Here is a 17,739-nt window from a genome sequence, read left to right as displayed (position 1 = left end):
TGTTGGAAAGGGGGCCTTTCGGGAAACCGGGAGGCCCTTTTTCATGCGCGCCATCCGTGCGAAGGGCAGGGACATGACCGATACGCCCCACACAAACACGCCCCATCCCGCCATCGAAGCGGTGATGCGCGAACAGGCGCTGGCGGTCGGTTATGCGCCCGCGTCGGCGCGCGAGGGGTTCGCGGCGCTGCTCGATCTCGACCATCAACTCGCCTCGATCCTGCAAAGCACGACCGAGCCGATGATCGGCCAGATGCGGCTGACCTGGTGGTATGAGGCGCTGGAGAAACTCGACCACGAACCCGCGCCCGCGCACCCCGTGTTGCAGCGGCTGGCGGCTTCGGTGCTGACCGCCGGAATGAAGGGCGCGGACCTCGCTCCGATGATTGAGGCATGGGAAGCGCTCCTCGATGATGGCGAGCCGTTGGACGACGAACGCATAGTGCGTCACGCGGAGATGCGAGGTGGCGTCCTGTTCGCCAGCATAGGGAGGTTGCTGGGGCAGGCAGCAGGGCTGGAGCCGCTGGGGGCTGGTTGGGCCAAGGGTGATCTGGCGCAGCATGTCTCGGATGAAGCGGCTCGAGCGCGAATCGGAGCGGCGGCTCTGGCGGAGTTGGACGCAGCGCTGGCGCGAACGTCGCCAAAGCCGGTGCGTGGTTTGAGTGGTCTGTCCGTTCTGGCCCGTGAAGGCCTGCGTCACCCGGATCGTCTGCCCGGCCACCCGCTGCGCGCCGCGCGATTGGCGTGGCATGGCCTGACCGGGCGCTGAGCGCCGCTTGCATCAAGCAGGTGCCGTACCCCGGCGAAGGCCGGGGTCCCGTTGCACTACATTATCGACGCGGGACCTTTGCCTCCCCCGCCTGTCCGTGGCGCACCACAGGCCAACCGCAAACAGGGCCCCGGCCTTCGCTGGGGTACGGCAGAGATGATGGCAGGTGCCAGCACCCCCCGTTCAGCCTGAGCGAAGTCGAAGGCCATGGGAATCGCCTTGCCGGTGGCACCGCCCACCGGTTAACCCAAGATCAGTCGAACGGGGGGAGACGGAACGGATGTGGCGCTATCTGGCGGGGGGCTTGGGCACGCTCGTGCTGGTCGGGGCAGGGCTGTTCCTGTGGGGCAGCCGTCCCGATGCACCATCCCCGCTTCCCGCGGCGAGCGCGGCGGCGGGCGTGCCGACGCAAGCCGCCGAGGACGACGCCGCTCTCCCCGAAGCCTCGGCCAAGACTCGCGAACAGAAACGCTTCGACCGCTACGACAAGGACCGCGACGGCAAGATCACGCGCGAGGAATATCTCGCCGCGCGGCGCAAGGCTTACGCCAAGCTGGACCGCGACGGCGACGGCAAGCTGAGCTTCGACGAATGGGCGATCAAGGCGACGACCAAATTCGCCGCCGCCGACCATGACAAGTCAGGGGCGATGAACCCGGCCGAGTTCGCCACCACCGCCGTCAAGCGTCGACCGGCTGCTCGGCGGGACTGTCCTCCGGCGCAAAGGGCACCGGCTGAGGCACCGGAGGCGGCCCCGGCGGAAGAGAGTTGAGCCAGCCGGGCAGGGCTTCGCGCGCCCGGTCGGTGTACATCTTCTTGCGGTCGGCCTTCTTGGTCCGGCCCGGAATGGGCGGGAACAGGCCGAAATTGACGTTCATCGGCTGATAGGTTTCGGCCTCGGCCAGTCCGGTGATGTGGCCCAGCAGCGCGCCCAGCGCGGTTTCGACCGGCGGCGGTGTGATGGTCTTGCCCGTGAGTTCCGCCGCCGCGAACCGCCCTGCGAGCAGGCCGATGGCGGCGCTCTCGATATAGCCCTCGCACCCCGTGATCTGGCCCGCAAAACGCAGGTTCGGCCGCGACTTCAGCCGTAGCGTGGCGTCGAGCAGTTCCGGCGAGCGGATGAAGGTGTTGCGATGCAGCCCCCCCAGCCGCGCGAACTCGGCCTTTTCCAACCCCGGAATGGTACGGAAGATGCGGATCTGTTCTGCATATTTCAGCTTGGTCTGGAAGCCGACGATATTCCACAGCGTCCCCGCCGCATTGTCCTGGCGAAGCTGGACGACGGCATAGGGCCAGCGTCCGGTACGCGGATCGTCCAGCCCGACGCCCTTCATCGGCCCGAAGCGCAGCGTGTCGACCCCGCGCTCGGCCATGACCTCGACCGGCATGCAGCCGTCGAAATAAGGGGTGTTCTTCTCCCACTCGCGGAATTCGGTCTTCTCGCCGTCGAGCAGCGCTTGGTGGAAGGCCAGATACTGGTCCTTGTCCATCGGGCAGTTGATGTAATCCTTGCCCGTGCCCTTGTTCCAGCGGCTCTGGAACCAGGCCACGTCCATGTCGATCGACTCGCGGTGGACGATGGGGGCGATGGCGTCGAAAAAGGCCAGCGCCTCCGCGCCCGTCGCCTCGCCGATCCCGCCCGCCAGCGACGGCGCGGTCAGCGGGCCGGTGGCGATGATCGCCGGACCCTCCGGTAAGGCGTCGATCCGCTCGCGCACGATGGCGATGTTGGGATGCGCCGCCAGCGTCGCCGTCACCCCGCCGGAGAAGCCGTCCCGGTCCACCGCCAGCGCCGAACCGGCGGGCACGGCGTGAACATCGCCCTTGGCCATGATGATCGAGCCGAGTGCGCGCATCTCCTGATGCAGCAACCCGACCGCGTTGGATGTCGCATCGTCCGAGCGGAAGGAGTTGGAGCAGACCAGCTCCGCCAGGTCGCCGCCATGATGGGCAGGCGTGGTGTCCGCTCCGCCTCGCATTTCGGACAGGCGCACCTTCAGCCCCGCCTCGGCCAGTTGCCAGGCAGCCTCCGAACCGGCGAGGCCGCCGCCGATCACATGAATGTCATAGGTCATCACCCGGCCTTAAACGCGGACGGCCCCGGTTGGAAGGACTTGGCGCGCGGGATGCGGCTCCCCACTTCGCCGATATGACCACCATCTTCACCATCGGCTATGAGGGCGCGACCGTCGACGGCTTTCTGGCGACGTTGAAACAGGCCGGGGTCGCGCGGCTGATCGACGTGCGCGCCTTGCCGCTGTCGCGGCGGCCGGGCTTTTCCAAATCGCCGCTGGCCGCCGCGCTGCGCGAGGTGGGGATCGACTATGTCCATCTGAAAGACCTGGGCACGCCCAAGCGCGGGCGCGATGCGGCCAAGAAAGGCGATGTGGGAACGCTGCGCGCGGTCTATGACGATCAACTTGCCCTGCCAGAGGCGCAGGTCGCGGCGGCGCGGATGCTCGACCTGGCGGGGGAGAAGCCCAGCGCGCTGCTCTGCTACGAACGCGATCCGTGCCATTGCCACCGGACCCTGTTGCTGGAGGTGGTGGGGCAGGGGATGACGGTGGTCGACCTCTACGTCTGATCCATCAGGCGACGGTCGCGACGAAGGCCGCCGTGCGATCGCGGAGCGTGGAGATGGTCCGCTCCAGCGCTTCGGCCAGCGTCAGGAGCGATCCGGCATCGCGATCGATCCGGGTCGCATCCTGCTCGACCTGACGGACCTGCTCCGCGACCCGGCGGGCCGATGCGACCGATTGATCGACATTGGCGGCGATGGCGGTGGTGGCGAAGCCTTGCGCGGCGACCGCCTCGTCGATCGATTGCGAGATGACGCCGATCGCGTCGACTTCCCGGTTAAGCTGCGCCTGTTCGACGACCAGCGCGTGGAGATTGGCCTTCACCTCGCCGACATTGCGCGCCGCGTTCTGCGCGGCCTCGCGGGTTTGCCCGGCCAGCGCCTTCACCTCATGCGCGACGACCGCGAAGCCGCGTCCCGCCTCGCCCGCGCGTGACGCCTCGATCCCGGCGTTCAGCGCGAGCATATTGGTGCGTGCCGAGACATTCTCGATCAGGGACAGAAGCGTGTCGATCGTGGAGGCCGCGTCGGCCAGCGCCTCGGCGCGGCGATCCGTCGCGGCGATCTGGAGGCGCACGGCATTGCGAATGGTGCGCGATCGCTCCATGTCGTGGGTGATCGCGGCGAAGGCCCTGGCCAAGTCATGGCCGCGCGTCGCGATATCGGTCAGGGCCGTACCGGCATCGGCCATCGCCTCGGTCATGCGACCGGCACCGGCATGGGTCTCGCCGGCATAGCGTGCGAGATCGCTTGCCATCCGGCTCATATCGACCGTCCCGCGCAGGAGCGTGTCGGCCAGGGAAGCGATGTCGGCGGTGAACGACCGTGCGGCGTCGTCCATATAGCGGGCCCGCGCCATGCGTTCCCGCGCCAGGGCCATTTGGGCATCGGCGGCCAGGCGCGCGATCTTCGCGGCGTCGAGAAGCCCCGCAAAGACTCCGCCCACGGTCAGGATCAGCGCATCCGGCGCTCCCCAATCGGCGTGCAGCGCGAGCTTTTCCGAAAGCGGCGCATTTTCGTCGCAGCAGGGATAGGGGCGGACATAGGCGGTCAGCGTTGCGCCGAAATCGGGGTTCTGGAGCAGCGCATGGCCGAACGGGTTGTAGAGCAGCCCCTTCACATCGCGCTCGGTGATCGCGCCGACCGGCCGCCGTCGCATATCCAGCACGGGGAGCAGCCGCATATCCGGATATTGTCGGAACAGCCCGATCGCATCGGTCAGCGAGGCATCGCTTCCGATCACCGGACTGTCGGTGCGGGGGGATCCGGGCGAGAAGACGGGCGGCTTCATGGTTCGCCGTTTTACCGCCCGAGGGTAAAGGCGATGTTAGAAACGCGTGACGTTTCGATGACGAAACGGCAGTGCGGGGCCGCGCCGACGGCTGTGGGGTCAGCCCGTTACAGGCAACCGGACGGTCCCGTCATCGTCCCGCTTCATCGGGCCATAGGCGACGACCGCCGTGAGCGGCAACGGTGCGTAAAGATGCGGGAAGAGTTGCCCGCCCCGGCTCTCTTCCCACTTCACCGCTTCGCCCATCGCCTCCAGGTCGACCGCCGCGATGTGCAGGTCGGTCTGGTCGGCGAAATGCTTGTCGACCGTTTCGGTCAACTGTGTGGCGGTGGAGAGGTGGATATAGCCGTCGGCCATATCCACCGGCGCCCCCGCGAAGACGCCCTCATGCTCCAGCACGGCCATCTGGTCGGCGGTCAGCACCTTATAGGCGGTGGCGGGGAGGCTCATTCGCCATCCTCGGGCCCGGCGGCCAGATTTTCGCCCACGACCGCATCGGCTTCGGGGGCGAGTTCGGGGGTGCCGTCGGCGAGGTTCATCTCGGCATCTTCCTCGGTCTCCTCGATGCGCGCGGCGGAGACGACATGCTCGCCCGCCGCGACGTTGAAGAGCCGCAGACCCGCCGAGCCGCGCCCGATGACCCGGAGGCTCGCCAGCGACATGCGGATCAGCTTGGCCTGATCGGTGACCAGCATCAACTGATGCCCCTTGGCGGCAGGGAAGCTGGCGACGACGTCGCCGTTGCGGGCGATATTGTCGATGTTGGTGATGCCCTGACCACCGCGACCCGTGCGGCGATATTCATAGGCCGAGGACAGCTTGCCATAGCCATTGGCGCACACCGTCAGGATGAACTGCTCGCAATTGCGCAGTTCCTCGTACCGCTCGACCGACAGTTCCGGCTCGCCTTCCTTCTCGCCCTTCCAGGGGGCGAAGCGCAAATAAGCCTCGCGCTCTTCCTGGGTGGTGCCGACGCGGTGCAGGACCGACAGCGAGATGACCTCGTCCCCGTCCTTCAGCGTGATGCCACGCACGCCGGTCGAGGTACGGCTCTGGAACTCGCGCACATCGTCGCCGGCGAAGCGGATCGCGCGGCCGCAACGGGTGGCGAGCAGCACATCGTCCTCCGCGCCGAGCAGGGCGACGCCGATCAACCGGTCCTCGCTCTCGTCGTCGAAGCGCATCGCGATCTTGCCGTTCGAGGGCACGTTGGTGAACGCATCCATCGAGTTGCGGCGCACCGCGCCCTTGGCGGTGGCGAACATGACGTGCAGCTTGCCCCACTCCGCCTCGTCCTCGGGCAGTGGCAACACGGTCGAGATCACCTCGCCCGGTGCGAGCGGCAACAGGTTGACCATCGGCCGTCCGCGCGTGGCGGGCCCGCCCTCGGGCAGACGCCAGACCTTGTAGCGATAGACCTTGCCATGGTTCGAGAAGAACAGCACCGGCGTATGGGTGCTGGTCACGAACAATTCGGTGACGACGTCCTCGTCCTTGGTCGCCATGCCCGAGCGACCCTTGCCGCCCCGGTTCTGTGCGCGGAAGGCATCGAGCGGGGTGCGCTTGATATAGCCCTGCATGGTCACGGTCACGACCATGTCCTCGCGCTCGATCAGGTCCTCGTCGTCGATGCCATCGGCGGCGGCGGCGATTTCGGAGCGACGCGGCGTCGCGAACTGGTCGCGGATCGCGATCAACTCGCCGCGCATCACTTCGTACAGCTTCACGCGGTCGGCCAGGATCGCCAGCAACTCGGTGATCGAGTCCGCCAGCCCCTTCAACTCGTCGCCGATTTCGTCACGACCCAGCGCGGTCAGGCGGTGCAGGCGCAGGTCCAGGATCGCGCGAACCTGGGTTTCCGACAGGCGGTAGGTGTCGCCAAAGCCTTCGCTCTCGACCGCCTCGACCAGGCGAATGTACGGCGCGATCTCGGCAATCGGCCATTCGCGGGCGAGCAACGCTTCGCGCGCAGCGACCGGCGAGGCCGAACCACGGATGATCCGCACCACCTCGTCCAGGTTCGTCACCGCGATGACGAGGCCCAGCAAGATGTGCGCCCGCTCGCGCGCCTTGGCCAGTTCGAACTTGGAGCGGCGGGTGATCACCTGCTCGCGGAACTGGACGAACGCCTGGATGATGTCGCGCAGGTTGAGCAGTTCGGGCCGCCCGCCGCGAATGGCGAGCATATTGGCCGGGAAGCTCGTCTGGGCGGGGGTGTGCCGCCACAACTGGTTGAGCACGACCTCGGGGGTCGCGTCGCGCTTCAGGTCGATGACGATGCGAACGCCTTCGCGGTTCGATTCGTCGCGAATGTCGCTGATCCCCTCGATCCGCTTTTCCTTGGCGGCCTCGGCGATCTTTTCGACCAGGGCATTCTTGCCCTGCTGATAGGGGATTTCGGTGAGGACGATGGCCCGGCGATCGCCGCGCCCTTCCTCGATCTCGTGACGCGAGCGCACGATGATCGAACCGCGCCCCGTCTGATAGGCCGATCGCGCACCCGAGCGCCCCAGGATCAGCGCGCCGGTGGGGAAGTCCGGCGCGGGGACGATCTCGTTGAGTTCCTCGACCGTGATCGCGCCGTTTTCCATGTACGCCAGGCAGGCATTGACCACCTCGCCCAGGTTGTGCGGTGGGATATTGGTCGCCATGCCGACCGCGATACCGCCCGCGCCATTGACCAGCAGGTTCGGATACTGCGCGGGCAGGACCGAGGGTTCGCGTTCCGAGCCGTCATAATTGGGCTGGAAGTCGACCGTATCCTTGTCGAGATCGTCGAGCAGCGAATTGGCGACCTTGGCCAGACGCGCTTCGGTGTAACGCATCGCGGCGGGCGGATCGGGGTCCATCGAGCCGAAATTGCCCTGGCCGTCGATCAGCGGCACGCGCATCGACCAGTCCTGCGCCATACGAGCCAGCGCGTCATAGATCGCGCTGTCGCCGTGCGGGTGATATTTACCCATCACGTCGCCGACGATGCGCGCCGACTTGCGGTACGGCTTGCCCGCGACGAAGCCGCTTTCGGCGGCCGAATAGAGGATACGGCGATGGACGGGCTTCAGGCCGTCACGCACGTCGGGCAGCGCACGTGCCACGATCACGCTCATCGCATAGTCGAGATAGCTCGACTTCATCTCGTCGACGATGGAGATCGTCGAAATATCGGAAGGTTCCGCGAGGGTCGTCTCGTCGGCCAAAGTCTGTTGCTTTCCGGGTTGGTGGTCAGATGGGAAGCGTTGTTCCTAGCCCAGCAAAAGCCGCCTGACCACCCCCGCGCAACCCATTCGCGAGGGGCCGTTCGGGAGCGAAGACGGACGCGCGAAGGGGGTGGCGGGGATGGGCCCGGCGCCCATGCTCCCCCCTCGGCAGCGGATCGCGGGACTTTGGAGGCGCTGGCCGCCGACGGGAGTGGAGCGGCGACCAGCCCTGTTCTTATGGCTTTTCAACGGTTTCGGGCGAATGTCTCGGATGTTACCATGTTGTAATCTAAATGATAATAAGCGGTTGGGCTGCTCTCGGGCCGAGGGTGTCTGTCCCGACCTCCGTTCAGCCTGAGCGAAGTCGAAGGCCAAGGGATGACGGCGACCGCGCCGCGATGGCCGGGCGTGCGCTTCGACTTCGCTCAGCGCGAACGGATGATGGGGTTCGGTTGGCCGTCCGCCTAAGGCTGGACCTCTTTGCCCTCCCAGTCGAACAGCTTGCCGCTGTCGGGCGCCTTCAGCCCGTCGATCACGTCGAGCAATTGCACCGCCGCACGGTCGGGCGCGAACAGGCCGCCGGGGCGGACATGGCCCTGAAACGGCCGAGACAGCGCGGTATCGACCGTGCCGGGATGCAGCGCGACGACGATGGAGCGGTCGTTGCGCCGCTTATGCTCGATGGCGAGCGTGCGAATGAACTGGTTGAGCGCGGCCTTGGACGCGCGATAGCCGTACCATCCGCCCATGCGATTGTCGGAGATCGACCCGACCCGCGCCGACAGCGCCGCGAAGATCGTCCGGCCGGTGCGCGGCATCAGGGGGAGCAGATGCTTGGCGACCAGCGCCGGGCCGATGGCATTGACCGCGAAATTGCGGGCGAGCCACAAGGGGTCGAGTTGGTCGATCGCCTTTTCCGGGCCGTGTTCTCCGTCATGGAGCAGGCCGGTTGCTACGATGACGAGATCGGGGGCTGGGCCCTGCGCGATGCGCCGCGCCGCCGCCGCGATGCTGGCTTCGTCCTCCAGATCGAGATGCGCGTCCCCGGCCATGGACCGGGCAAAGCGGGCGACCGCCACACCTTCTTCCTCCAGCGCATCGGCGATGGCCGCGCCGATCCCGCCCGATGCGCCGATGACGACGGCCTGCTTCCATTCGGTCATCGCACGAACCTCCATGTCGTCGGCGTGCTCGCCTCGGCATCGAACGCATAGCCGTCGCTGTCGAAGCCGCGCATCGCGTCGGTATCGGTGATGGCATGCTCGATCATCCAGCGCGCCATCGCCCCGCGCGCCTTCTTCGCGTGGAAGCTGACGAAGCGGTCGCCTTCGCGGAAATCGACCGCGATGACGCGGATCGCGGGGGGCAGCTTGCCCTCGACCGAATGCCAATATTCCTGGCTGGCGAGGTTCAGGATGGCGCCCGATCCTTCCGCCTCGACTTCCTTCGCCAGATGCTCGGCGATCCGGTTCCCCCACCAGTCGGTCAGCTTGTCGCCACGCGGAGCCCAGCGGGTGCCCATCTCCAGCCGATAGGGCCGCATCGCATCCAGCGGCCGGAGAAGGCCGTAAAGACCCGACAGCATCCGCAAATGATCCTGCGCGAACAGGATCGCGGGTTCGTCCAGCGTCTTGGCCTCCAGCCCGGTATAGACGTCGCCGGCAAAGGCGAACATGGCGGGACGTTCGGGCGCGGTCGCGAAGTCGCGGAACCGATCGGCATTCAGCTTGGCGAGCGCGGGCGAAATGCGCATCAACGCACTCAGCTTGTCTTCGCCCAGCCCGGCGGCGGCACCGGCCAGCATAGCGGCCTCTGCAGCGAAATGGGGCTTGGTGGGTGCGAGGTCGGGCAGGGGGCTCTTGTAATCGAGCGTCTTGGCGGGGGAGATGACGGCAATCATGATGGCCGCCGCGCTAGCGCCGGGAGCGTTCGCGTTCAATCCGCGTTCAGCGGTTGAGGGGTAGGGGAGGACCGGATCATCGCATTGCTTGAACGGGACGCGCGCTGTCCCTATCAAGCCCGTCAGATACGGTTCTGGACCCGACAGGCTCTATTCTTGGAGAAAATTCGCATGAAGATCATCCCGAAGCTCGCGCTTGCGGCTGTGCTGGCGACGAGTGTGAGTGGAGTTGCCCTGACCGTTCCGGCTGCGGCACAGAAGAAGAAGGAAGAAGCGGGCGGCCTGAAGCTGAGCCCCGAGGCGCTGAAGGCCGCGCAGGCCGCCCAGCCCGTGCTTCAGCAGAAGAACTACGCCGCCGCCGAACCGCTGGTCGCCGCCGTCGAAACCGCCGCCAAGACCGAGGACGACAAGTATATCGCGGCGGCACTGCGCTACGAACTCGAATCGGGCAAGCTGTTCGCGGCCCAGCAGGCCAATCCGAACGCGCCGGTCGATGAAGCCGCGCTCGCCAAGCCGCTCGACGCGCTGATCGCCAGCCCCTCGACCCCGGCGGCGGACAAGCCGCGCTACCTATTCCGTCGCGGCGCGCTGGCCTATAACGGCAAGCAGTATCCGATCGCCCTGCAATATTTCAACCAGGCCAAGCAGCTCGGCTATAACGATCCGAACCTGCCGATGCTGATCGTCAAGGCGAAGATGGATTCGGGCGATGTCGCCGGCGCCAATGCCGAACTGGCGAGCGCGATCGACCAGATGACGGCTTCCGGCCAGAAGGCCCCGGAGGACTATTACAAGTACGCCATCGGTCGCGCGAACAAGGCCAAGATGGTCCCCGAGACGTTGTCCTGGATGCGCAAGTGGATCATTGCCTATCCGACCGCGCAGAACTGGCGCAACTCGCTGGTCATCTATGGCTTGCAGCCGGGTTCGCTGGCGACGCTGGACAAGAACCAGCGCCTCGACCTGTTCCGACTGATGCGCGCCACCAAGTCGCTGGCCGACCAGAACGACTATATGGAATATGCGCAATATGCGACGGACAAGGGCCTGCCGGCGGAAGCCGAGACGGTGCTGAAGGAAGGCATCGCTTCGGGCAAGATCCCCGCGGGCAATGCCACCGCCAAGGCGATGCTGGCCGCCGCGGCCGCCAAGAGCCGCCAGGAGGGTTCGCTCGCCCCGACCGAGGCGCGCGCCAAGTCCGCCGCCGACGGCAAGCTCGCCGCGCTGACCGCCGAAGCCTATTATGGCCAGGGCAATTACGCCAAGGCCGCCGAGCTGTACCGCGCCGCGCTGCAAAAGGGCGGCGTGGATGCGAATGAGGTGAACACCCGCCTCGGCATCGCGCTGGCGGCACAGGGCGACAAGGCCGGTGCCAAGGCCGCCTTCGACGCGGTCCAGGGCCAGCCGCGTGCCGATCTGGCGGGTTTTTGGAAGACCTATCTGGACGCCCAGGCATAAGGCCGACGACCCCCGCGCCGACGAGGCGCGGGGGTTTTTGGTGGTGGCCCGTTAATGACGCGGGCCGGGCCCAATAACCCTGGCTCCGTTGAGCCTGAGCCAAGTCGGAGGCCATGGGCCTCACCCTGTTGAGGGCGAGGAGCATGCACTTCGACTTCGCTCAGTGCGAACGGAGGGTGGAATTTGGGCCGATGGGTGCCGTTCTTACTCGCGCATCCCTAACTTCCGTTCAGCCTGAGCGAAGTCGAAGGCCACGGGATTCTATGCCGTCCAAGGCGGGTTCGAGACCACACTTCGACGACCGCCGTATCGACGGCAAAAAGCCCGCCGCCTCAACCCCACGAAAAAAGCCGACCATCCCCACGGACGATCGGCTCTTCATTGCGCAAGAAAACCCCGCTCAGTCCGCTTCGATCGGTATTCCCGACACCTGCTTGGCGGTCCGGATAGTCAGCGACGTCTTGACGCTCGCGACATTGGGGGCGGGCGTCAGGTGCGTCGTCAGGATTTCCTGGAAGCTCTTCAAGTCCGACGCGACGATCTTCAGGATGAAGTCGATCTCACCGTTCAGCATATGACATTCGCGCACTTCGGGTATGCCCGCTACATGCGCCTCGAACGTCGCGAGGTCGTGCTCGGCCTGGCTGCGCAGTGACACCATCGCGAAGACGGTGATCGGGAAACCCAATCGCGCGGCGTCCAGATCGGCATGATAGCCCCGGATCGCGCCCGCTTCCTCCAGCGCGCGGACACGGCGCAAACAGGGGGGCGCCGTCAATCCCACTCGCTCGGCCAGTTCGACATTGGTCATACGGCCGTCGGCCTGCAACAGCGCCAGGATTTGCCGATCGATGCGATCGAGCGCCATTACACGATACTCCACATAAAAAGCCGATTCCCTATGCTCTGATCCGGCGGACTATAAGAAAATTACGCACTACCGCAATTCTCTCATATTGCAACGCCATGGATCTGGATATTTGCAGGTTACCAGTTGGAAGGATAAGGACGTTAAGACAGGCTGGTTACGGCGATACAGCCATGCGAGAAGGGAGCTAAGTGCGGTTCGACGATAGCCTGGCGACGATTTTATCGGCTGACATGCGCTCGCCCTTCGGCGCGCAGACCGCCTGGCGGCAGCTTGTCGACCTGATGGCGCGTGGCCGTGTTCCGGCCGACTCGCCGATGTTGAACCGGCTTCACCAGTTGCGCGATTCGGTGCCGGAGGATGTCCGCGCGGCCAGCGGGCGCATGTTGAGCGCCGGTCATCCGCCCGCCGAACTGGTCGCCTTCTTCTCGCAGGACAGCTTGTCGGTCGCGGCTCCGGTTCTTCGCGGCGTCACGCTGGCCGACGATGAATGGCTGGCGCTCCTGCCGCTGCTGTCGCCCGGCGCACGCTCGGTGCTGCGCCATCGGCGCGATCTGTCAGATACGGTCGAGCGTGGGCTGGAAAGTTTCGGCGCGGTCGATTTCGTCCTCCCCAACCTGGCTGAACCGATGCCGGTGGAAGGGGAAGAGCCGGTGTTCGAAACCGCACCGGTGGTGGCCGAACCTGCTGCCGCCACGCCTCGCGAAATGTCGATCGAGCCTGAGGCGGCGGACCCGGCCTCGCTCTCTGACGATGCGTTTCCAGAGGAAGACAGCCTGCCGCTGTCCGTGCTGCTTGATCCGGTGCCGACCCAGGCGGCGACGCCTTTCGTCGCCTTGGGCCAGGTGGCGCGCGGGCTGCCCTTCATGGCGGAAGCGCTCCGTCATGCCGAGGCACCCGCTGCACCGCCACGCTACGAAATCGCCGATCTGGTCGCCCGGATCGAGGCCTTCAATCAGCGGCGCGAGGCAGCGCCCGACACCCCCCATGGCGATGCGGGACCGGCGCATTTCGATTTCGAAACCGATGTCCATGGCCTGATCCTGGGCGTCGAGGGGGTCACGCGCGGCCCCCTGGTGGGGGTGAGCATCGCGGAGACCGCCGCACAAGGGTTGGCGCAATTCGATGGCGTCGCGATGGGGGCGTTCCGTCGCCGCTCGCCCTTCCGGGACGCCCGGCTGGAAATCGGCGGGTCTTCCGCGGCGGCGGGGTCGTGGCGGGTGTCAGCCATGCCCTATTTCGACCCGGCGACGGGTAGCTTTGCGGGCTATCGCGGCAGCGGTCGGCGACCACGCCGGGACGAGATCGCCAATGTCCGCGAGACGGCGGCCGTGGCCGAGACGGCCTCATCCGATTCGCTCCGGCAATTGGTGCATGAGTTGCGCACCCCGGCCAATGCGGTGGCGGGCTTTGCCGAACTGATTGAAAGCGAACTTCTGGGCCCCGTCGCCCCCGTCTATCGCAACCGGGCCAGCGCGATCCGGTCGATGGCGGCGGACCTGCTCGCGTCGGTCGAGGATCTCGACACGGCGGCGCGGATCGAGGGGCGGGTGCTGGAGCTTCGCCCGACGGTCGTGCCGTTTGCGCCGTTGATCCAGCGCATTCTGGTCGAACTCAGGCCGCTGGCCGAGTTGCGGCGCGCGGAAATCCGGTTCGACCCACCCTCCGTGGCCATCGCCGCATTGGCCGACGACCGTGCGAGCGAGCGGCTGGTGACGCGCCTGTTCTCGGTGTTGCTGTCGAACTGCGTGGTCGGCGAACGCCTGACAGCCAGCCTTTCGGTGGAGCAGGGCATGGCCGTTCTGCGCGTCGACCGCCCGCTGTCGCTGACCGTCGAGACGGAGGCGGCGTTGCTGAGCGAGGCGGGGGACGAGGACCAGCGTGACGGCGCGCCCTTGCTGGGCACCGGCTTCTCGCTGCGCCTGATCGACAAGCTGGGGGCCGAGATGGGCGGGGGGCTGACCATCGGGTTGCACCGGGTCGTTCTCGCTTTGCCTCTCGGCGGCGATCAGCGCGCGGGGCAGGCGTCGATCCTCTGACCGTGCCGACGGCCGCTTGCCCCTGGCGTCCCGATCCCGCGAGTGCGGCGGAACGCATCGACTGGCCGGAGGAGTTCGGTCGTCGTTTCCTGGTCACCGTCGATGTCGAGGAGGAGTTCGATTGGACGGCTCCGCTCGACCGGCGACATCGCTCGACCAGGGCGATGCGAGCGTTTGCGCCGGCGCACCGCCGCTTTGCCGAGGCCGGGGTCGGGCTGACCTGCATGGTCGACTATCCGGTTGCGGTCGATGCGGCGTCGATCGCGGCCCTCTCCGAATGTCTGGACGATGGCCGGTCGGAGATCGGGGCACAGCTTCACGCCTGGGTCACGCCCCCGCATGAGGAGGTGGTCGATCCGTTCACCAGCCATGCGGGCAATCTGCCTCCCGCATTGGAGGCGGCAAAGCTCGATCGGTTGACCGACGCCATCACCGCCTCGTTCGGGCGGGCGCCGCGCATCTTCCGCTCCGGGCGCTATGGGCTGGGGCCATCCTCGCTGCCGCTGCTGGCCGAGCGGGGTTATCGGATCGACAGCTCGATGCGGGCGCTGCACGATTATGGCGGCGGCGGCGGCATGGACTTCAGCGGGATCGGCCCGCATGGCTTTCGCCGTGACGGGTTGATCGAGCTGCCGCTGACCAGTGTCTATACGGGCTTGCTGCGCGGGCGGGGGCAGGCCCTCTATCCCCGTGCGGGGCTGCTTCCCCATGGCCGGGGCGCGATGGCGCGGCTGGGGCTGTTGTCCCGCGTTCCCCTGACGCCCGAAGGGGTGGGTATCGGGGATGCGCTCGCCGCGATCGATCGGGCGCTGGCGGATGGTGTGCGGCTGCTGACCTTTTCCTTCCACTCGCCGACCCTGGAGCCGGGGCACACCCCCTATGTCCGCAATGCGCGGGACCGGGAAATGTTCGATCGCTGGTGGGATGCGGTGTTCGAGCGCCTCGCGCGGCACGGGGTGACCACGACCACCGTTTCCGAAATTCTCGCCGTGCTGGATCGCCCGAAGGGTTGAGCCGGGCGGCGGTCGAACCGCCCGGCTCGTCTGGCCTTAGCGCTTCATCGCCTCGATCAGCTTCTTCACGTCCTGGCTGCGGCCGCGCGGCAGAATCAGGACATCGTCGCCGCTCGCCACGATGATGAGGTCCTCGACATCCACCGCCGCGACGCGGACCCGGTCGGTGCGGATCAGGCAGTTGCGGGTGTCGATGGCCAGCACCTCGCCGCGATGGCTGTTGCCGAACATGTCCAGATCGCTGATCGCGTGAAGCGCGTCCCAGCTTCCGACATCGTTCCAGCCCATCGATACGGGCACCACGGCCACGCGGTCCGCGCGCTCCATCACCGCATAGTCGATCGAATCGGACGGGCAGGCGGCGAACTCCGCCTCGTCGGGGACCAGGCGCTTGTCCTCGCGCCGCGCCGCCCGCATCGCCTTTTCGGCGGCGACCAGCATTTCCGGCGCATGCTGGCCCAACTCCTCCAGATAGCGGTCGGCGCGGAACAGGAAGATGCCACCGTTCCAGGCATAGTCGCCGCGTGCCAACATCGCCTCGGCGCGCTCCAGTCGGGGTTTCTCGACGAAGCGCGCGACCTGATGCACGCCCTTGGCGATCTCGCGCCCGACCTGGATATAGCCGTAGCCCGTCTCGGGCTTGTCGGGGGCGATGCCGAAGGTCGCCAGCCACCCCTGCGACACCATGGGCAACGCCGAGCGGATCGCGGCGTGGAAGGCGTCGAGATCGGCGATCACATGATCCGAGGGCATGACCAGCAGCACTTCCTCGGGCCGGGCGGCGAGGGCGGCCAGCGCGATGGCGGGCGCGGTGTTGCGCGCCACCGGCTCCAGGATCAGCAGTTGCGGCGCGGTTCCGGCTTCGACCAGTTGCCGCTCGACCAGATCGGCGTGCCGCTGTCCGGCGACGACGATGGGGGCCGCGAACCCGTTGGAATTGGTCCGCTGCGCCGTCAGTTGGAGCATGGTTTCATCGGAGGTGATGGGAAGAAGCTGCTTGGGCATCTCCGGTTTGGACATCGGCCACAACCGGGTGCCGGACCCGCCGGAGAGGATGACCGGCACGATCTGATTATTCATGAATGCCCCTTCAAATTGCCGTACAGCCAGTGGGATCGGTGTGTACGATCGTCTCGTCACGCGCCACAACGCATTTCTTCACGTTTCGTTTGTCATTTATTGCAAAAATTATGGACGGTTGCGCGACGGGGCGCATGGGGACGATCGCCAGATAGATGATCCGCCTGTTTAAACATTATGTCCCACACGCCGCGCTCCTGCTCGGGTTGGTCGATTTCCTGCTGCTGATCGTGGCGGCGGAGCTGGGCTGGTTGATCCGCGCGCGACAGATCGGCTTCCCCCCCGGAACGCTGGTCGAGCGCTTGCCCCAGGTGCTCAGCTTCGCCCTCCCGCTCCAGATCGCGTTGTTGGCGGTGGGGGGCTATGCGGCGGCGTCGTTCCTCTCGTTGCGCTTCGCGGCGGCACGGTTGATGGTGGCGGTTTCGATGGGGGTGATCCTCCTGTCGCTGATCTTCTTCTTCTTTCCAGGGCTGTCCTATTGGCGCTCCAGCCTGTTCTTCTCGATGCTGATCGCCATCGTCCTGCTGGTGCTGGAGCGGGCGCTGATGGGACGGATGCTGGGCGGCGATCGGTTCAAGCAGCGGGTCATCCTGATGGGCGCGGGCGACCGGGCCGCCGCGATCATGGCGCTGGCGCGGCAGCCGGGATCGAACTTCGTGGTCGCCGGGGCAATCGCGATGAACGACGCGGAGACGGCGGTTCCCGATGCCGTCCCGCGCAGCGCCATTCCCAATCTTCAGGAATTCGTCATCGAGCGGGAGGCGACGGAGGTCGTGCTGGCCTTGCAGGAACGTCGCAACGCCTTGCCCTATCAGGACCTGCTGCGCGTTCGCACGACCGGGGTGCAGGTATATGAACTTTCCAGCTTTCTGGAGCGGCAGACGGGTCGCATCGATCTCGCCTCGGTCAGCCATAGCTGGCTGATCTTTTCGGAAGGCTTCGCCTCGGGCCGGATGTGGTCGGCGATGTTCAAGCGCACCTTCGATATCACGGTGAGCCTGATCCTGCTGGTCTTAGCGGTGCCGGTGATCCTGTTGACCGGGATCGCCATCCGGCTGGAGTCGCGTGGCCCCGCCTTTTATCGCCAGCGCCGGATCGGCCTGTTCAACCAGCCCTTCGACATATTAAAGCTGCGTTCGATGCGTCAGGATGCGGAAATCGCAGGGCAAGCCGTCTGGGCCGAGAAGGACGACCCGCGCATCACGCGGATCGGGCGGTTCATCCGCAAGGTGCGGATCGACGAATTGCCGCAAATCTGGTCGGTGCTGATGGGCGAGATGAGCTTCGTCGGCCCGCGCCCCGAACGCCCGCAATTCGTCGAGCAATTGGAACAACAAATCCCCTTCTATGCCGAGCGACATATGGTGAAGCCGGGGATCACCGGCTGGGCACAGCTCAACTATCCCTATGGCGCGTCGATCGAGGATGCGCGGCACAAGCTGGAATATGACCTGTATTACGCCAAGAATTATTCGCCCTTCCTCGACGCGCTGATCCTGTTGCAGACGCTGCGGGTGATCCTCTGGCCGACGGGCGCACGATAGGC

15 protein-coding genes are annotated in these 17,739 nt (G+C 66.3%); 7 read left to right on the top strand and 8 right to left on the bottom strand.

What is annotated here, in order from left to right; translation table 11 throughout:
• Positions 1 to 73: 73 nt before the first annotated feature.
• Both SM191_RS00435 and SM191_RS00430 read left to right on the top strand, forming a co-directional pair.
• Positions 74 to 769 (top strand): squalene/phytoene synthase family protein, encoded by a 696-nt coding sequence (locus tag SM191_RS00435; protein WP_341504458.1) that lies wholly within the window; start codon positions 74 to 76, stop codon positions 767 to 769.
• Positions 770 to 1,049: 280 nt separating this feature from the next.
• Positions 1,050 to 1,541, top strand: a complete 492-nt coding sequence (locus SM191_RS00430) for a histidine kinase (protein ID WP_341504457.1) — start codon at positions 1,050 to 1,052, stop codon at positions 1,539 to 1,541.
• Here SM191_RS00430 and trmFO read toward each other — a convergent pair.
• Positions 1,450 to 2,844, bottom strand: a complete 1,395-nt coding sequence (trmFO, locus tag SM191_RS00425; RefSeq protein WP_341504456.1) for a methylenetetrahydrofolate--tRNA-(uracil(54)-C(5))-methyltransferase (FADH(2)-oxidizing) TrmFO — start codon at positions 2,842 to 2,844, stop codon at positions 1,450 to 1,452. The two genes, SM191_RS00430 and trmFO, sit on opposite strands and share 92 nt — an antisense overlap.
• Before the next feature lie 74 nt (positions 2,845 to 2,918).
• Here trmFO and SM191_RS00420 point away from each other — a divergent pair, with 74 nt between their 5' ends.
• Positions 2,919 to 3,353 (top strand): DUF488 domain-containing protein, encoded by a 435-nt coding sequence (locus SM191_RS00420; protein WP_341504455.1) that lies wholly within the window; start codon positions 2,919 to 2,921, stop codon positions 3,351 to 3,353.
• A gap of 4 nt (positions 3,354 to 3,357) precedes the next feature.
• Here SM191_RS00420 and SM191_RS00415 read toward each other — a convergent pair whose 3' ends face one another.
• The 5 genes from SM191_RS00415 to SM191_RS00395 all read right to left on the bottom strand — a co-directional run bounded on the left by SM191_RS00415 (position 3,358) and on the right by SM191_RS00395 (position 9,735).
• Positions 3,358 to 4,638: a methyl-accepting chemotaxis protein gene (locus tag SM191_RS00415; protein ID WP_341504454.1), complete on the bottom strand. Its 1,281-nt coding sequence runs from the start codon at positions 4,636 to 4,638 to the stop codon at positions 3,358 to 3,360.
• A 99-nt stretch (positions 4,639 to 4,737) separates the two neighbouring features.
• A complete protein-coding gene (locus SM191_RS00410; protein WP_341504453.1) occupies positions 4,738 to 5,088 on the bottom strand; it encodes a DUF952 domain-containing protein in 351 nt (116 codons plus the stop codon).
• Complete coding sequence (gyrA, locus tag SM191_RS00405) at positions 5,085 to 7,835, bottom strand: DNA gyrase subunit A (RefSeq protein ID WP_341504452.1); 2,751 nt, start codon at positions 7,833 to 7,835, stop codon at positions 5,085 to 5,087. The genes SM191_RS00410 and gyrA overlap by 4 nt, the downstream gene beginning before the upstream one ends.
• Before the next feature lie 464 nt (positions 7,836 to 8,299).
• Positions 8,300 to 8,998: an SDR family NAD(P)-dependent oxidoreductase gene (locus SM191_RS00400; protein WP_341504450.1), complete on the bottom strand. Its 699-nt coding sequence runs from the start codon at positions 8,996 to 8,998 to the stop codon at positions 8,300 to 8,302.
• On the bottom strand, positions 8,995 to 9,735 hold the full coding sequence (locus SM191_RS00395; RefSeq protein WP_341504449.1) for a YaaA family protein: 741 nt from the start codon (positions 9,733 to 9,735) through the stop codon (positions 8,995 to 8,997). Before SM191_RS00395 ends, SM191_RS00400 begins: the two co-directional genes overlap by 4 nt.
• A 171-nt stretch (positions 9,736 to 9,906) precedes the next feature.
• Here SM191_RS00395 and SM191_RS00390 point away from each other — a divergent pair, with 171 nt between their 5' ends.
• Positions 9,907 to 11,193, top strand: a complete 1,287-nt coding sequence (locus SM191_RS00390; RefSeq protein WP_341504448.1) for a hypothetical protein — start codon at positions 9,907 to 9,909, stop codon at positions 11,191 to 11,193.
• Positions 11,194 to 11,593: 400 nt separating this feature from the next.
• Here the strand turns inward: SM191_RS00390 and SM191_RS00385 are convergent, their stop codons facing one another.
• Entirely contained in the window at positions 11,594 to 12,061 is a 468-nt protein-coding gene (locus SM191_RS00385; protein ID WP_007404259.1) for an Lrp/AsnC family transcriptional regulator, read from the bottom strand.
• Positions 12,062 to 12,252: 191 nt separating this feature from the next.
• On the opposite strand from SM191_RS00385, the gene SM191_RS00380 reads away from it, so the two are divergent.
• Together SM191_RS00380 and SM191_RS00375 are read left to right on the top strand one after the other, a co-directional pair.
• On the top strand, positions 12,253 to 14,100 hold the full coding sequence (locus tag SM191_RS00380) for a sensor histidine kinase (RefSeq protein ID WP_341504447.1): 1,848 nt from the start codon (positions 12,253 to 12,255) through the stop codon (positions 14,098 to 14,100).
• 2 nt (positions 14,101 to 14,102) lie between these two features.
• Positions 14,103 to 15,113, top strand: coding sequence for a polysaccharide deacetylase family protein (locus tag SM191_RS00375; protein WP_341504446.1), 1,011 nt, complete (start codon positions 14,103 to 14,105; stop codon positions 15,111 to 15,113).
• Between the two features lie 36 nt (positions 15,114 to 15,149).
• Here the strand turns inward: SM191_RS00375 and SM191_RS00370 are convergent, their stop codons facing one another.
• On the bottom strand, positions 15,150 to 16,193 hold the full coding sequence (locus tag SM191_RS00370) for a mannose-1-phosphate guanylyltransferase/mannose-6-phosphate isomerase (RefSeq protein ID WP_341504445.1): 1,044 nt from the start codon (positions 16,191 to 16,193) through the stop codon (positions 15,150 to 15,152).
• Positions 16,194 to 16,348: 155 nt separating this feature from the next.
• Here SM191_RS00370 and SM191_RS00365 point away from each other — a divergent pair, with 155 nt between their 5' ends.
• A complete protein-coding gene (locus SM191_RS00365; RefSeq protein WP_307000894.1) occupies positions 16,349 to 17,737 on the top strand; it encodes a TIGR03013 family XrtA/PEP-CTERM system glycosyltransferase in 1,389 nt (462 codons plus the stop codon).
• The last annotated feature ends 2 nt before the right edge of the window (positions 17,738 to 17,739 follow it).

The organism is Sphingomonas sp. 2378 (assembly GCF_038084995.1).
Classification (GTDB): domain Bacteria; phylum Pseudomonadota; class Alphaproteobacteria; order Sphingomonadales; family Sphingomonadaceae; genus Sphingomonas.
Note: the sequence above shows the minus strand (reverse complement) of the source record. Positions and strands in the feature narration are given on the sequence as shown.

Excerpts from the sequence above, each read along its gene's own strand:
- SM191_RS00410 (WP_341504453.1), bottom strand. The coding sequence starts at position 5,088 with ATGAGCCTCCCCGCCACCGCCTATAAGGTGCTGACCGCCGACCAGATG.
- SM191_RS00420 (WP_341504455.1), top strand. The coding sequence starts at position 2,919 with ATGACCACCATCTTCACCATCGGCTATGAGGGCGCGACCGTCGACGGC.
- SM191_RS00435 (WP_341504458.1), top strand. The coding sequence starts at position 74 with ATGACCGATACGCCCCACACAAACACGCCCCATCCCGCCATCGAAGCG.
- SM191_RS00370 (WP_341504445.1), bottom strand. The coding sequence starts at position 16,193 with ATGAATAATCAGATCGTGCCGGTCATCCTCTCCGGCGGGTCCGGCACC.
- SM191_RS00430 (WP_341504457.1), top strand. The coding sequence starts at position 1,050 with ATGTGGCGCTATCTGGCGGGGGGCTTGGGCACGCTCGTGCTGGTCGGG.
- SM191_RS00365 (WP_307000894.1), top strand. The coding sequence starts at position 16,349 with ATGATCCGCCTGTTTAAACATTATGTCCCACACGCCGCGCTCCTGCTC.
- SM191_RS00390 (WP_341504448.1), top strand. The coding sequence starts at position 9,907 with ATGAAGATCATCCCGAAGCTCGCGCTTGCGGCTGTGCTGGCGACGAGT.
- SM191_RS00415 (WP_341504454.1), bottom strand. The coding sequence starts at position 4,638 with ATGAAGCCGCCCGTCTTCTCGCCCGGATCCCCCCGCACCGACAGTCCG.
- SM191_RS00400 (WP_341504450.1), bottom strand. The coding sequence starts at position 8,998 with ATGACCGAATGGAAGCAGGCCGTCGTCATCGGCGCATCGGGCGGGATC.
- SM191_RS00385 (WP_007404259.1), bottom strand. The coding sequence starts at position 12,061 with ATGGCGCTCGATCGCATCGATCGGCAAATCCTGGCGCTGTTGCAGGCC.
- SM191_RS00395 (WP_341504449.1), bottom strand. The coding sequence starts at position 9,735 with ATGATTGCCGTCATCTCCCCCGCCAAGACGCTCGATTACAAGAGCCCC.
- trmFO (WP_341504456.1), bottom strand. The coding sequence starts at position 2,844 with ATGACCTATGACATTCATGTGATCGGCGGCGGCCTCGCCGGTTCGGAG.